Here is a 14578-nt window from a genome sequence, read left to right on the forward strand (position 1 = left end):
TCAGGAAATAAGTTCTTGAAGGTTTTAGCTATGTCTAAATCGTTGCCAGTTGGATTGCGGAGTAAACTTTCGCCCCTTACTATTGCGGTACTTTCAACATTTTTTCTGGGCGGTATTTGCGCAGAGGATGTTCGTGCTGCCGTCAGTGATTCCGCAATGGACATGGAATTTGATTCTTCTTTCCTGAATGTTGATGATAATAAAACTGTTGATTTAAGCCGTTTCAATCGTGGTTCTTCAGGTTCACCGGGAACTTACAAAACCGCCGTGTATGTCAATGACCAGCTTGTCAGTAATACTGATGTTGTTTTTTTTGCCCGCGAAGATAAATCAGTGTACCCCTGCCTGACGGTGGATATCCTGAAGAATATCGCATTTGATTATGACAAACTTCCGGCGAATTTTTTTACGCCGAAAGCTGGCGAAACCTGTATTGATCTGCAGCATAAACTGCCTCAAGCCTATATAAGTTATGACAGTAATGAACAGCGTCTCAATATTGCTATTCCACAGATTTATATGCAGAACGTTGCCAGAGGAACGGTCAGCCCGGAACTCTGGGATAAAGGGATCCCTGCCTTGCTGCTAGGGTATAACGTTAATGGCTATCGCAGTGAATCACGCGGACAAACTTTTGACTCATTATTCGCAGGCCTTAATGCCGGATTAAACGTCGGTGCCTGGTACTTACGCCATAATGGCTCGTTCACCAAAATGGATAATGAGTCGGGTTCGTACAGCAATATGAATACCTACCTTCAGCGTGATATCCCAATATTGAAAGCACGGGCGCTCATTGGTCAGTCCAATACATCAGGCGACCTCTTTGATACGTTACCTTATTCAGGTGTGCAATTAGCCACCGATGAACGCATGTTGCCGGAATCTCTGCGCGGCTATGCTCCGGAAATACGCGGAATTGCGAGAACCAATGCCAGGGTTACTGTACGCCAGGGCGGTCAGGTATTGTATGAAACCAATGTTCCGCCGGGGGCGTTTGTTATTAATGACCTTTATCCTACGGGGTATGGTGGTGATCTGAACGTTACCGTGCGTGAAGCTGACGGCTCTGAACAGAACTTCAGCGTGCCCTACGCCGCGGTGGCGCAGCTACTGCGGCCGGGAACGTCTCGTTATACCTTCACCGCAGGAAAATTACGCAGTGATAACATCCGGGGTAATCCGGCGCTGTACCAGGCAACCTATCAGCGCGGACTCAACAATTCACTGACGGGTTACAGTGGGTTGCAGCTAAGTCAGAATTATTATGCATTGAAGCTGGGGACCGCCGTAGGTACTCCGGTAGGTGCTTTTTCTTTTGACGTCACTCAGGCCCGTACGCTTCTGGGACAAGGTTATAGCAATACCAGCCAGTCAAAGTCTGGCAGTAATAGTAGCGGTCAAAGCTATCAATTTAGCTACAGTAAGTTGATTAACGAAACCAACAGTAACATTTCGCTGGCGGCTTATCGTTTCTCGACCGATGGTTATATGGACTTTATTACTGCCATGCAGACCCGAGACGCAGTGCAGACAGGGCTATCACCGGATGCTGTCAGACGCGCTAAAAATCGCATAACGCTTACCTATGGGCAGGGGCTGCCAAACAGCCTGGGGCAGCTGTATGTCAGCGGTTCAGTACAGAACTACTGGAACAAAGAGGGTACCGATGAGCAGTATCAGCTGGGCTACAATACTCGCTATAAGCAGTTGAACTGGGGAGTTAGCATTTCGCGAAGTTTTTCCAGCTATGGCGCACAGCAAACCAACTATTTACTGAGCTTCAGTTTGCCGCTGGGACGGGATGATTATCAGCATACCCCGCAGCTGCGTACCGATCTGACTTATGACACCAATGGGCGTACCGGGCAGCAGGTGGCAATATCGGGGACCAGTGGGGAAGACAGCCAGTTCAACTACGGTGTGACGGCAATGCACGCTAATCAAAATACAGGTACGACTGGTTCACTCAGTGGAAACTACCGCAGTAGTGCAACCTCAATGACGGCTTCCGCCAGTACGGGCAAAAGCTATCACAGTCTGTCAGCAGGTCTGAGTGGCACTGTAGTGGGGCATTCTGGAGGAGTCACCTTTACACCCTATACCTCAGACACTTTTGCCTTGGTTGAAGCAAAGGGGGCAGAAGGTGCAAAAGTCACTTCTTACCCCGGGGTGCGCATTGACTCTAAAGGTTTTGCAGTAGTGCCCTATCTGAATCCGTACCAAATGAACGATATCAGTATTGATCCGAAAGGCATGTCTGACCAGACTGAATTAGTCAGCGCCAGCCAGAAAACGGCGCCATATTCTGGTGCTGTTGTAAAAATGAAATACGATACTAAAACGGGTTCTGCACTATTAGTTAATGCCACCTGGAATGGACAACCAGTACCTTTCGGAGCCGATGTTTTTGATAGTCAAGGAAATAACGTCGGAACTACCGGTCAGGGTGGACAGATATACGCCCGTGTTATTAAAGACAAAGATCAATTGCATGTGAAGTGGGGGAATGAGCATGCAGCACAGTGCTCAATAGACTATCAATTGATACCCGTTCCGAAGGAAAGAACAGCCTTGTCACTGCAGCAATTTGACAGCATCTGCCGTTGAGTCGTTTAAATATAGAATAACCTGGATTGCGCGGATGCTTACTGTGCAGGTCAGAATTATAGAGAATAAAAAATATGATTAAAAATAATCGGAACGAGAAAGATCATGTTTTGGCAGGAAAAAAACGCAAGGTAGTAATATGTGTGCTAACTGGGGCATTTTTACTGAACAGTGGCGCCGCTTTTGCTGTCGTTTCTTGTCGGGCTCTTAATGCTTCCACTCCCAGAACAGATGATATTCCTCTTGCGCCGGTTAATATTTCAGCTGGTGTGGATATGCCAAACGGGACTGTTCTATATCGAGGTTCATGGTTTGGTGGAACGCCTGACTATCAAATAATATGCAGTACTAATACCTCACCTGAGCGTTTTTATTATACCTTTAAGTTAGGTATCCAGTCAGCACCTCGACCCTTATCGGCATGGTCTGGTTCTCCTTATGCAGGGAAAGTTTATGAAACGGGTATTCCAGGTATCGGCGTGGCAATTACGGATGGTAATTCTGCGGTAACCCTCGATGCTCCTTTTGCCAATGGTGGGAACAGGTCGGGAACTATAGAGTCAGGTTCAAAAAATTTTCGGGTAATGGGCAGTACCCGATATATTAATTTTATTAAAATTGGAAATATAATACCCGGCAGATATCCGCTGACTGCGGCAAATTTGCCGACAGCAAAAATTTTTTTTGATAATCCTGCAGGGCAAGCTAATGTTTCTGGCTTTCCTATAACCAGCAATATTCTTCGCTATTCGGGATCAATTACAATTAGCTCTCAAACTTGCTCAACACCAGATGTTAATGTGCCAATGGGAAAATATGATGCTGATATTGATTTGAGCGGCATAGGCTCCTCCACGCCATGGGTTGATGTTAATCTGGAAATGAGAAATTGTCCGACGTTTAATGGTTATTATAATAATGCCAATACTGTGTCATTATTTAATTTTACTACTGGTGGGACAGGCAGTATTCCCTCATCGACCAATAATAGAATTGGTCTTCGTTTAAGTCCTAATACCTCGGTTATCAGTAATTCAAGTGGGATCATGGCCATCGATAGTACGGTGGATGAAGCGGCTTCCGGCGTGGGCATTCAGATAGGGTGGGGAAGGCCGGTACCGGTTCCGTTTCGACTGGACCAGGAGCAGGTTATGGATTTGCCAAAAGATGGAAGCCCGACGATTCGAATCCCGTTATCGGCTCGTTATACCCAAATCGCAAACCGAATAACGCCCGGGCGTGCAGATGGAAAAGCGACGTTTACGATAAATTATTACTAATACCGCTTAAGAAAAAAGGGGCGTCGTCAGGATGTTGCAGGTTAATTAACCGGCCAGCAAAAACGTAAACTTGCGCCCCCTAACGGGCTGCTGGTAATAATGACTTCCCCCTGCATCGCAACCGCAACTGAATGGACAATAGCCAGTCCCAGACCACAACCACCGGTTGCTCTGTCCCGGCTGGGATCCAGGCGTACAAAAGGTTCCAGCACCCGAGTACGCTCTTTTTCAGGGATACCCGGGCCGTCGTCTTCAACTTGCAAGTAAGCTTTCTCTTCGTCACGCCATAGACTGATACGTAACCGCTGCTGACTATAACGCAGCGCATTATTCAGCAGATTATCGGTGACACGTTCCATCAGCCGCAAATCCAGAACGCCATAGTCGACAGTCGTCGTGGTATCGGTTTCCAGACTGATGGTCTGCTGAGGGTTCATTAGCTGAGTATCAGCGATATGGTTAACCAGCCACTGGCCGAAATTGACCGGGGCAAGATTTAATTCGGTCTGTGGTCTGTCGAGGCGGGCATAGGTGAGCAGTTCATCGATTAATGATTCCAGCTGATCGATATCCCGGTTTAGCATCAACGACTCTCCCTCACTGAGATTATCGCTAATAGCGAGACGATAACGCAGACGAACCAGCGGAGTACGAAGTTCATGAGCAATACCATCAATAAGCCGTTTTTTGCTGGCAATTAAGGTATTAATGTTATCCGCCATCAGGTTAAAAGTGACTCCCAGACGAGTAAATCCTGATGTGTTATCAAAATAGACACGTTCTTCCAGGTAGCCCTCACCAAGGCGCTGGGCAGCATTTTCAAGTTTTAGCATGTCCTGCCAGTGTGGGCGGATCCAAATAAACACCGGTAAGGCGAGAGAAAAGGCGATAAAAGCGATAAGGGCAATATCCAGAAGACGCATTTGATGCAGAAACAGCAGATAAGGCACCGGACCGACTACCAGAACATAGTGGCTGCGAGGTATCCGCTGAATAAACGTGTACTCCTCATCCAGGGCGACAATTTCACCATTATGTAGCCGCTTCATACTTTCCTCATCGAGAGAAAATTTACTCAGTGGCTGGATATTGAGCTTAAACGACAGATTAAGATCGAGTTCATGGATGGTCTTATTCCAGTCCCGAGGCGGGATTTCACGAAGCTCGCTGCGCATCAGATACAGCGAACTTTTCATCAAATCATCCAATGACTCTTTGCCAGCCCGCTCTGCGGTGAATTTATAGACCAGACCCACCAGCATGGTCATCACCAGGAAGCAGACAAACAACAGAAGATAGAACTGGATAAAGAGTTTCTTCATCAGAGACCGGTTTCCCAGGCATGGGGGGCAAATAAATAGCCTTTATTGCGCACGGTTTTGATCCGAAAGGGTTCAGTTGCACTATCGTAAAGTTTCTTGCGTAACCTGGAAATAGCCACATCCACGCTACGATCAAGTCCGTCGTAGCTGACACCGCGCAGATTTTTCAATAAGGCATCACGATCCATAATCTGTCCTGCATGGGTTGCCAGTTCCCAGAGTAAATCGAAATCGGCAGTCGATAAGATAATATTCTCGTTGCTGAGCGTAACCTGACGGTTAATTGGATCAATAAAAAGGCTACCAAAACGGATGGATTTATGCGGGATTAACGCGGCGGATTTGTCATTATTCGCGCTGACAAAACCCGGACTATGCTGGCGTAAATGTGAGCGCAAACGGGCCAGTAAAACAGCAGGCGGGGTGGTTTTGAGCAGATAATCATTGGCGCCCATTTCCAGCGCCAGAATATGATTCATATCGCTATCCAACGCGGTTAACAGCACTATAGGCCCCTCCCAGCGTGGACGCAGATCGCGGCATAACGTCATACCGTCTTTACCCGGCAACATGATATCCAGCAATACCAGATCAGGTTGCAGTCGATCAATGACCGCCTCAGCGAGATCGCCCCGGCTTTCAACGATAACTTCAATATCATGCTTCGCCAGATAAGTGGTAATTAAGCTCCCGATTTCCGGATCGTCTTCGACAAATACTATTTTATTCATTATGGGTTATGCCGGGGTTTAAAGTCTCTGTACAGAATATCTGAAGCTACCACAACCGCGTGTTAACGAAGTGGCCGTCCGCCATCCACGCTGTGCGTTCGCCCGGTCACATAGTTACTGGTCAGCAGGTACTCTACCAGACGGATAATTTCCTCGGGGCCGGGCTCTATCTTCATTAACGACTTATCCAGAGATTGCTGGCGATAGGCTGCATCATCATGGTCGTTAAACATTATCATTGCGGGCGCAATAGCATTGACCTTGATCTCGGGAGCCAGTTTACGAGCAAAGGAACGAGTCATATTGTCGAGAGCGGCTTTACTTGCGGCATAAGCGATATGCTTATCACTCCCACGTTCAGCAACATAATCTGTGAGATGAATGATATCGCCGCTGGCAGGCCCTGAGCCACGTAACAAGGGGGCAAATTCATGATTCAACAAATAAGGCACTTTGACATGGATTTGCATCATCCTGTCCAGAGTATTGCTCAGAGGAACCTCTGCACTTTCTGCCTGCCAGTCACTGGCATTATGAATAATGGCACGTAATGACGGAGTGATAGTGTGAACCTGTCTTGCAAAATCCAGAATGCCCTGATCGCTTGAAAAATCCGCAGCAAGACAGATAACGCCTGCCTGTTTGAGCTTCTCAATAGCAGGGTAATGGGTACGGTAACTGATAATCAGCGGCTGTTTTTGAGCTGCAAAGTGTTGTGCCAGTGCCAGCCCTATCCGTTTTCCGCCCCCGGTCAGGACGATCGGTCGATGTGTCATGGTATTCCCCAACCCTAGATTTTGAGATAATAACGAACAAGTCATCGGAAACTTGTTTACCGTATCTGTTCAGCTGAACGCGAATAACAGTATATATAATAACGCACTCTGCCAGGTTAAATGTTTGTTATCTTTAAAAAACATCAAATTAAAACAGGGGCATAGACAATTTCTGTTTAATGGATATAAAAAAAGACAGCCTTAGCTGTCTTTTTCACCGCCATGCTGATTATTTATACAGATCGGCACTGATTGTAATATTGCCGCCATTTTCCTGCCACTGACGGGTCAGGTGATAGTATTTAGCCCCTTTCTTGGCTGCACGTTTAGCAACCTGATAAGAAATCTCAGTACTACTGCCGTAGTTACCGGTGAATTTAACACTATCAAATGGAATCATTTGTGCTGCAGTGACTTTATTCACTTCTTCAATTTTGGTGCCGTCTGGCAGGGTGACAGTGTAACGTCCACCTTTAGACGACTGAGTTTCAAAGAAACGGCCAACATCGCTGCTTGGTGCTTCAGAAGAGGCTACGCCCGGAATTTCTACACGTTTAGCCGCTTCGCCGCCTTCAGCCAGAGCAGTTCTTCCTGCTTCAGAATTTGCCGGAATCGCATCCGGGCTCTGCACCACACGTTCTTTGGCATCAGCTTTATAGATAAAAGCGGTAACGCGCTGGTTTCCACCCTGGTTAACGTCTACCTGACGAACGATAAAGAATGAGGCTGCATCTTTCGCTTTTGCCGCTTTAGCAATTGCTTCGTTAATATCAGGCTGGTTACGGTAGAAACCTTGTACTGTAACCGTATCGAATGGCTGAAGTATATTGGCGCGATCTTTAGACAATTCAGTTACGCCATTAATAATACGGCCTTCTACCGCTTTGGCTGCAGGGGCATCAGCTTTATAGACCGCCGCTACCACACGCCAGTTACCGCCGTTACCGGTGTCATTCGTATCCTGAACATAAAATGAAGCAGCACCAATTTTGTCTGCACGGCGAGAAACTGCTGCAACCGCATCACTAATAGCGTTAAAACGCCCGGTCACCACAATAGTGTCGTAAGGTTGTAGAGCAGCAGCTTGCTCCGGTGTCAGTTCCGTCGCCGCCTGCACTGACAGTGAGGTAAGTGAAATAATAACTGACGCCAGAATGGTATTCTTGAGCTTCATAAAAATTCCTTCGCCTTGCGCAAAATGAGTACGGGTACTGCGTTTCATGACCAGTACCTGTTAGGCCTCGATTATGGCATTGAAACAATACAATTGTCTGCGCCATTTTTGCTGCAGATATTATCTGCTTATGAATAGAGCGCCATAATTCAAGTTACTTATCTACTGTTTGAATTTCGCCCACAGCGTTATATCCTCCGGTTATGTGGGTTGCAGCCATGAGCATCAAGCTTGTCAGCGGTGCAGATTAATAAGTGATGTGAGTAGGATAGAGGGCTTAATTGCAAAAAACACCCTGTTCACCACTAAAATAGATAAAGGTTATGACTATTTTAGTTAATGCGATGTTAAATGGCATCGTACTATGGAGCAGAATCATGTTTTTACCCGGCTGATAAGCTGATTATCAGGCTACGGCAGTGGAATTAAGATGAAAATGACTAGCTGAATGCATTATGTGGAAAATTTTACTGTTTCTGAAATAAATACTGATAACCTGATGTAGATCACAAGCGTTATTTTCAGTAGGTTATAAAAGATTACGACAGAAACTTTTTGTAACGGGTGATGAATCAGTCGTCTGGATTGAACGTAAATCAGATAGCTAACGTTACTTTGGCAAGGTCTGACAAACCATCATAAAAACCGATGGAAGGGAATAGTATGCGTATTGGTGTACCAAAAGAGCGGCTGGCCAATGAATCCCGTGTAGCAGCAACACCGAAAACGGTGGAGCAACTACTCAAGCTGGGGTTCACCGTAGCCATTGAAAGTGGTGCGGGTAAAGCGGCGAGTTTTGACGATGAAGCATATGTGCGCGCGGGTGCAAGCGTGGCAGATACTGCCGATGTCTGGCAATCAGATGTTATCCTGAAAGTAAACGCCCCGCTGGACAGTGAAATTGAGCTGGCACGGGAAGGTTCTACACTGGTCAGCTTTATCTGGCCGGCACAGAATCCTGAGTTACTTGAAAAGCTGGCAGCGCGTAATATCACCGTGATGGCGATGGATTCTGTACCGCGTATTTCACGCGCGCAGTCGCTTGATGCCTTGAGTTCAATGGCTAATATTGCGGGCTATCGTGCCATTGTTGAAGCGGCTCATGAATTTGGCCGTTTTTTCACCGGACAAATTACTGCTGCAGGTAAAGTACCACCGGCTAAAGTCATGGTTATCGGTGCAGGTGTTGCCGGTCTTGCTGCCATTGGGGCCGCAAACAGCCTGGGTGCCATTGTACGTGCCTTCGATACGCGTCCTGAAGTAAAAGAGCAAGTCCAGAGTATGGGCGCTGAGTTTCTTGAACTGGACTTTAAAGAAGAAGCAGGCAGCGGTGATGGCTACGCAAAAGTCATGTCTGAGGCGTTTATTAAAGCCGAGATGGAACTGTTTGCGGCTCAGGCCAAAGAAGTCGATATCATCGTGACAACCGCATTGATCCCGGGTAAGCCAGCACCAAAACTGATCACCCGTGAAATGGTTGACTCTATGCAGCCGGGTAGTGTGATTGTTGACCTTGCAGCACAAAATGGCGGCAACTGTGAATATACTGTCGCAGATACCATAACTGTCACACCTAACGGTGTGAAGGTTATCGGTTATACCGATTTACCTGGCCGTCTGCCGACGCAGTCTTCCCAGCTGTATGGAACCAACCTGGTTAACCTGCTGAAACTGCTGTGTAAAGAAAAAGACGGCAATGTGGTCGTTGATTTTGAAGACGTAGTCGTTCGTGGTGTAACGGTGATTCGTGAAGGTGAGGTCACCTGGCCTGCGCCACCGATTCAGGTTTCTGCTCAACCAAAACCTGCGGCAGCCAAAGCAGCGGCTCCGGTGGAAGAAAAGGCTCCCGCATCCCCTTGGCGCAAATATGCGCTGATGGCTCTGGCCATTATTCTGTTTGGCTGGCTGGCCAATGTCGCACCGAAAGAGTTCCTCGGTCACTTTACTGTGTTCGCGCTGTCCTGTGTGGTCGGCTATTACGTGGTATGGAACGTTTCCCATGCATTACACACTCCGCTTATGTCGGTAACTAATGCCATTTCGGGAATTATCGTCGTGGGTGCTTTATTGCAAATTGGCAGCGGTGGCTGGGTCAGCGTCCTGAGCTTTATTGCGGTATTTATTGCCAGCATCAATATTTTCGGTGGCTTCACCGTCACTCAGCGCATGCTGAAAATGTTCCGCAAGAATTAAGGGGTAGCACATGTCAGGCGGATTAGTTACAGCGGCATATATTGTTGCCGCAATCCTGTTTATTTGTAGTCTGGCTGGTTTATCTCGCCATGAAACCTCACAACGGGGCAACCTGTTTGGTATCGTCGGGATGGCTATTGCCTTAGTTGCCACCGTTTTTGGCCCGGAGTCAGGTAATATTGGCTGGGTGCTTGTGGCAATGGTGCTTGGTGGTGCAATTGGTATCAGACTGGCGAAAAAAGTCGAAATGACCGAAATGCCAGAGCTGGTTGCTGTTCTGCATAGCTTCGTGGGTCTGGCTGCGGTTCTGGTCGGCTTTAACAGCTATCTGGAACACCATCCTGGCCTTGACTCGGTGATGGAAAATATCCATTTAACCGAAGTCTTCCTCGGTATTTTCATTGGCGCCGTAACCTTCACCGGTTCAATTGTTGCCTTTGGAAAATTATGCGGCAAGCTCTCATCCCGGCCGTTAATGTTACCTCATCGCCATAAGCTGAACCTGGCGGCGATTGTAGTTTCATTCTTGCTGTTAGTGATATTTGTTCGTGCCGAAAGTACTGCCGTACAGGTGCTGGCATTACTGGCGATGACGGCGATCGCTCTGGCTTTTGGCTGGCATTTAGTGGCATCAATCGGTGGTGCAGATATGCCGGTTGTCGTTTCTATGCTGAACTCCTACTCAGGCTGGGCAGCAGCAGCGGCAGGTTTTATGCTGAGCAACGACTTGCTGATTGTGACCGGTGCGCTGGTCGGTTCTTCAGGTGCAATTCTGTCCTACATTATGTGTAAGGCGATGAACCGCTCGTTTTTCAGCGTTATCGCTGGTGGATTTGGTACTGACGGCTCCTCTACGGGTGAAGAAGAAGAGCAGGGCGAACACCGTGAAATCAATGCAGAAGAAACCGCTGAACTGCTGAAAAACTCGACTTCGGTCATCATTACTCCAGGGTATGGTATGGCGGTGGCTCAGGCTCAGTATCCGGTCGCAGAGATTACTGAAAAACTGCGCGCGCGCGGCATCAAAGTTCGCTTTGGTATCCACCCGGTTGCCGGACGCCTGCCGGGTCATATGAACGTACTGCTGGCGGAAGCTCGCGTGCCTTATGACGTAGTTCTGGAGATGGACGAAATCAACGACGATTTCACTGATACTGATACCGTATTGGTTATCGGCGCGAATGACACCGTCAACCCGGCCGCTCTGGACGATCCAAAAAGTCCTATCGCAGGAATGCCTGTTCTGGAAGTCTGGAAAGCGCAGAACGTTATCGTTTTCAAACGTTCAATGAATACCGGCTATGCTGGTGTACAAAACCCGCTGTTCTTTAAAGACAACACCCAGATGCTGTTTGGTGATGCGAAGGCTAGCGTTGAAGGAATTTTGAAAGCGCTGTAAGTCGTTTCCCAGCCAATTCATAACAAAATCCTGCCCTTCGGTGCAGGATTTTTTATTTTTGTTGCATCATATATGCCCGAGGTGTACTCCCGGTCATATTCCTAAAAAATGTGGCAAAGGCACTGTCACTGGAAAATTCTAAAATACTGGCTATTTCTGTAACAGGGTAAGCTTCTGCAAGCAATTCAATCGCCTTAAATAGTCGCCATTGTTGGCGCCATTGCTGGTAGTTGAGTCCCGTTTCTTTCATCATGATACGACTGATAGTTTTCCCTGTAGCACCATTATTCACAGCCAGTTGTTGTAGCAGTGGTGGTAGTTCCATTTCACTCAAGCACTTCAAACGTCGGTCTTTTGGTAATGGAAGAAATGTTGATTCTCGCCAGGCACTATTAATTTCATCCTCACATACAGCCCAAATATGCGCCGCTGCACCCTGCCGCCAATTTATTGAAAAATCCGCAAAAGCAATACGTTCTAATATTTCACGCAACAGCGCTGTCACGCTTAGTACTTCCACATGAGGACTGAAGGTAGAGTGGCGTTGATTATCAACATAGATGGAACGATATCCAACCACACCACGAATTTGAACGCGATGCATCACTCCCGGAGGGATCCAGGCAACACGGGCTGGTGGTAACAGGCAAATACTGTCGTTAAGCGTAATACGCATACATCCTTGCTGGCTGAACAGTAACTGTCCCTTCTTATGACAGTGAGGCCCTGAATCATGCTGAGTGAGTTCAGAGGCAATGCCGACGATATCATTCTCATGCTCATCGGGGTTAAATACGGAATCTGCGGGTATCAATGCCATAAAATGTCCGATTTTATAAATATTATGTCCGTTATGTTGTAATGAGAAAAATACCATCATGGTATTTTTTTTTAAACACCCCAGACATCCGGATGATTATGCAGCGAAAACTAACCCTGACCTTAGCAACATCGATGATGATGTTTCCTCAGGCGGTCGAAACAATATACAGCCCCGCGCTGACCCATATAGCAAAGGGCTTTCATATTAGCGAGGAAGTTGCCGCACAAACCTTATCCAGTTATTTCTTTGCTTTTGCGTTCGGTGTCGTAGTCTGGGGGCGATTATGTGATGTTATCGGACGACGACCGGTCATTTTGTTTGGTCTTGGGATATATCTGTTGGCTTCAATTGTGGCGGTGTTAAGCGACACCTTCGCGCTATTGCTGGGTGCGCGTATTATTGCTGCTTTTGGTGCAGCAGTCGGTTCCGTGGGAACGCAAACAGCGATCCGGGATTGTTTTAACGGACAAAAACTGGCGCAGGTATTTTCATTGATGGGAATCGCCATGGCGATAAGTCCGGCAGTGGGGGTGCTCAGTGGCACCGTGCTGGCACATTACTGGGGATTTCAGGGCGTGTTCATTGGTCTGGCTGCGTTAGCGGCCATACTGCTGGGTTATGCATTCAGGCAAATGCCCGAAACGCGGGCATTACAGAAAGCGCAGGATCCTTTTTTCAGTATCTTTATACGTATGTTGAAAGATGGTGACATTTGGCGAAGTGCTGTACTGGTCGCGCTGCTTAATACGTCTATGTTCAGTTATTACCAGTTAGCTCCGTTCCACTTTGAAGCACTGGCTATTCCGCAACAGTGGTTTGGTTATACAGGCCTTATTCTGGCTCTTGGCGTGGGCATTGGTGCCGCAGTAAATAAGATTTTAGTTAAAAGAAATTGGATGTTTATATCGCTGTTAACATTAGCTTTCGCCCTAGAGTTGTCAGGCGGAATAGCCATGCTGGTTATGGAAAATACCTTATGGTTTATATTCCCAATGATACCGGTTGTTATGGCTTACGGTATCGCAATACCCAATATTCTGGCTCGGGCACTACGGCATTATACGGATTGTATCGGTACGGCTGGTGCTATTCTGGGCTTAATGTATTACATAATGTTAGGTGGTGGCCTAGTGTTAGCCGGTTTAACACAGCGCTTAAGTTTAGTGTTAATTTTTTGTTCTTTGTTACTGGGCCTCATTACATCAGGTATCTTACGTGATGAGCGAAAATCGAGTACACCGAGTGCGTACAGGGGACGGTGAGAACACCCGCCCCCTGTTTAAAAGGATCATATGACGCGCGGACTAATCGTCATCATCCTCTTCGTCATCTAAATCAATCGGGCTTTCAAAATCATCAGGTTTGATGACCAGCAGATCACAACGCAGGCTGTCGATAACCTGTTCCGCGGTATTGCCCAGAAAAGCGGCCGATAACCCGGTACGGCCTATGGTACCCAGCACCACAATACCTGCTTCAAGATGGGTTGCGAGGTTAGGAATAACTTCTTCTGCCAGCCCCTTTTCAACATGGGTTCTATTTTCATCGATAGAAAATTTTTGCCGCAAGGCTTTCATGGCAATGAGATGCTGACCGCGTATCGCGTTGTTATAGGTACTGGAGTCAAAGTCAGGTAGCTCAATAGCAATGCTGATTGGCGTTATTGGATAGGCGCCCACCAAATGGACTTCAGTTTTGTTAACCTTACTTGCCAGCAGGATGGTATCCCGCAGGAGTTTCTCATTTAACGCATCATGATGTTGCTCTTCACTGGTCAGGTTAACGGCAACCAGGGCCTTGCCGCCTTCAGGCCAGGGCTGATCTTTGACTATCCAGACCGGACAAGGGCATTTGCGCAATAAATGCCAGTCAGTGGGAGTAAACAGCACGGCACTCAGGCGGTCGTACTGGTGGGCCATTTTTAATACCAGGTCATGCTTAGCCGTGATGACTTCCTGGATAATGGCTTCAAAAGGGCGGTTATGCCAGACCACCTTAATTTCAATTGGAACGCCTGCATCAATATAGGCCTGGGCTTGCTCTTTAACCCAGGCTGTACGCTGGCTGATAACGCCTTTGCGCATCGCGACGCGTTCGTCCGGCGACAGCAGCGTGGTCATTTCATAGGAAAATTCATAGATAGGTAGAAAGGCTTTAATTTTACAGCCAATGCAGTGATGTAAATAAACCGCGCGACGCAGGGCGGGCTGATCGTCCTGGGTGGCGTCAATTGCCACAAGTACACTTTGATAGTTTGCCATACCGTTCTC

Annotated in this window: 11 protein-coding genes; 5 read left to right on the forward strand and 6 right to left on the reverse strand. The window is 47.4% G+C overall.

The features are described 5' to 3' along the window. Nucleotides 1-30: 30 nt before the first annotated feature. Nucleotides 31-2610, forward strand: a complete 2580-nt coding sequence (locus M2387_RS00985) for a fimbria/pilus outer membrane usher protein (protein ID WP_259046623.1) — start codon at nt 31-33, stop codon at nt 2608-2610. Nucleotides 2611-2684: 74 nt separating this feature from the next. Then, nucleotides 2685-3890 carry a fimbrial protein gene (locus M2387_RS00990; RefSeq protein ID WP_259046624.1) on the forward strand — a complete coding sequence of 402 codons (1206 nt, stop codon included), beginning with the start codon at nt 2685-2687 and terminating at the stop codon, nt 3888-3890. A 41-nt stretch (nt 3891-3931) separates the two neighbouring features. On the opposite strand, the gene rstB is transcribed toward M2387_RS00990, so the two are convergent. From rstB to ydgH, 4 genes are all read right to left on the reverse strand, one after another. Then, complete coding sequence (gene rstB, locus M2387_RS00995) at nt 3932-5212, reverse strand: two-component system sensor histidine kinase RstB (protein ID WP_259046625.1); 1281 nt, start codon at nt 5210-5212, stop codon at nt 3932-3934. Next, nucleotides 5212-5943: a two-component system response regulator RstA gene (gene rstA / locus M2387_RS01000; protein ID WP_259046626.1), complete on the reverse strand. Its 732-nt coding sequence runs from the start codon at nt 5941-5943 to the stop codon at nt 5212-5214. The genes rstB and rstA overlap by 1 nt, the downstream gene beginning before the upstream one ends. A 62-nt stretch (nt 5944-6005) precedes the next feature. Then, nucleotides 6006-6719 carry a dihydromonapterin reductase gene (gene folM / locus M2387_RS01005; RefSeq protein WP_259046627.1) on the reverse strand — a complete coding sequence of 238 codons (714 nt, stop codon included), beginning with the start codon at nt 6717-6719 and terminating at the stop codon, nt 6006-6008. A gap of 229 nt (nt 6720-6948) precedes the next feature. Further along, entirely contained in the window at nt 6949-7893 is a 945-nt protein-coding gene (gene ydgH, locus M2387_RS01010) for a DUF1471 family protein YdgH (protein ID WP_259048212.1), read from the reverse strand. 663 nt (nt 7894-8556) lie between these two features. Between ydgH and pntA the strand changes: the two genes are divergently transcribed. Both pntA and pntB read left to right on the forward strand, forming a co-directional pair. Continuing rightward, entirely contained in the window at nt 8557-10086 is a 1530-nt protein-coding gene (gene pntA / locus M2387_RS01015; RefSeq protein ID WP_259046628.1) for a Re/Si-specific NAD(P)(+) transhydrogenase subunit alpha, read from the forward strand. Between the two features lie 10 nt (nt 10087-10096). Continuing rightward, the gene (pntB, locus tag M2387_RS01020; protein WP_259046629.1) at nt 10097-11485 is read left to right on the forward strand and encodes a Re/Si-specific NAD(P)(+) transhydrogenase subunit beta; all 1389 of its coding nucleotides are present in this window, start codon (nt 10097-10099) and stop codon (nt 11483-11485) included. A 52-nt stretch (nt 11486-11537) separates the two neighbouring features. On the opposite strand, the gene M2387_RS01025 is transcribed toward pntB, so the two are convergent. Further along, complete coding sequence (locus tag M2387_RS01025) at nt 11538-12305, reverse strand: AraC family transcriptional regulator (protein ID WP_259046630.1); 768 nt, start codon at nt 12303-12305, stop codon at nt 11538-11540. Nucleotides 12306-12403: 98 nt separating this feature from the next. Here M2387_RS01025 and M2387_RS01030 point away from each other — a divergent pair, with 98 nt between their 5' ends. Beyond that, entirely contained in the window at nt 12404-13570 is a 1167-nt protein-coding gene (locus M2387_RS01030) for an MFS transporter (RefSeq protein ID WP_259046631.1), read from the forward strand. A gap of 42 nt (nt 13571-13612) precedes the next feature. Here M2387_RS01030 and uspE read toward each other — a convergent pair whose 3' ends face one another. Beyond that, nucleotides 13613-14569, reverse strand: a complete 957-nt coding sequence (uspE, locus tag M2387_RS01035; RefSeq protein WP_259046632.1) for a universal stress protein UspE — start codon at nt 14567-14569, stop codon at nt 13613-13615. Nucleotides 14570-14578: the final 9 nt, after the last annotated feature.

This window comes from Klebsiella sp. BIGb0407 (genome assembly GCF_024807845.1).
GTDB lineage: Bacteria > Pseudomonadota > Gammaproteobacteria > Enterobacterales > Enterobacteriaceae > JGM124.

What these genes read in the sequence shown, in the direction of transcription:
- M2387_RS00985 (WP_259046623.1), top strand. Translation starts at nt 31, where the DNA reads ATGTCTAAATCGTTGCCAGTTGGATTGCGGAGTAAACTTTCGCCCCTT.
- M2387_RS00990 (WP_259046624.1), top strand. Translation starts at nt 2,685, where the DNA reads ATGATTAAAAATAATCGGAACGAGAAAGATCATGTTTTGGCAGGAAAA.
- rstB (WP_259046625.1), bottom strand. Translation starts at nt 5,212, where the DNA reads ATGAAGAAACTCTTTATCCAGTTCTATCTTCTGTTGTTTGTCTGCTTC.
- rstA (WP_259046626.1), bottom strand. Translation starts at nt 5,943, where the DNA reads ATGAATAAAATAGTATTTGTCGAAGACGATCCGGAAATCGGGAGCTTA.
- folM (WP_259046627.1), bottom strand. Translation starts at nt 6,719, where the DNA reads ATGACACATCGACCGATCGTCCTGACCGGGGGCGGAAAACGGATAGGG.
- ydgH (WP_259048212.1), bottom strand. Translation starts at nt 7,893, where the DNA reads ATGAAGCTCAAGAATACCATTCTGGCGTCAGTTATTATTTCACTTACC.
- pntA (WP_259046628.1), top strand. Translation starts at nt 8,557, where the DNA reads ATGCGTATTGGTGTACCAAAAGAGCGGCTGGCCAATGAATCCCGTGTA.
- pntB (WP_259046629.1), top strand. Translation starts at nt 10,097, where the DNA reads ATGTCAGGCGGATTAGTTACAGCGGCATATATTGTTGCCGCAATCCTG.
- M2387_RS01025 (WP_259046630.1), bottom strand. Translation starts at nt 12,305, where the DNA reads ATGGCATTGATACCCGCAGATTCCGTATTTAACCCCGATGAGCATGAG.
- M2387_RS01030 (WP_259046631.1), top strand. Translation starts at nt 12,404, where the DNA reads ATGCAGCGAAAACTAACCCTGACCTTAGCAACATCGATGATGATGTTT.
- uspE (WP_259046632.1), bottom strand. Translation starts at nt 14,569, where the DNA reads ATGGCAAACTATCAAAGTGTACTTGTGGCAATTGACGCCACCCAGGAC.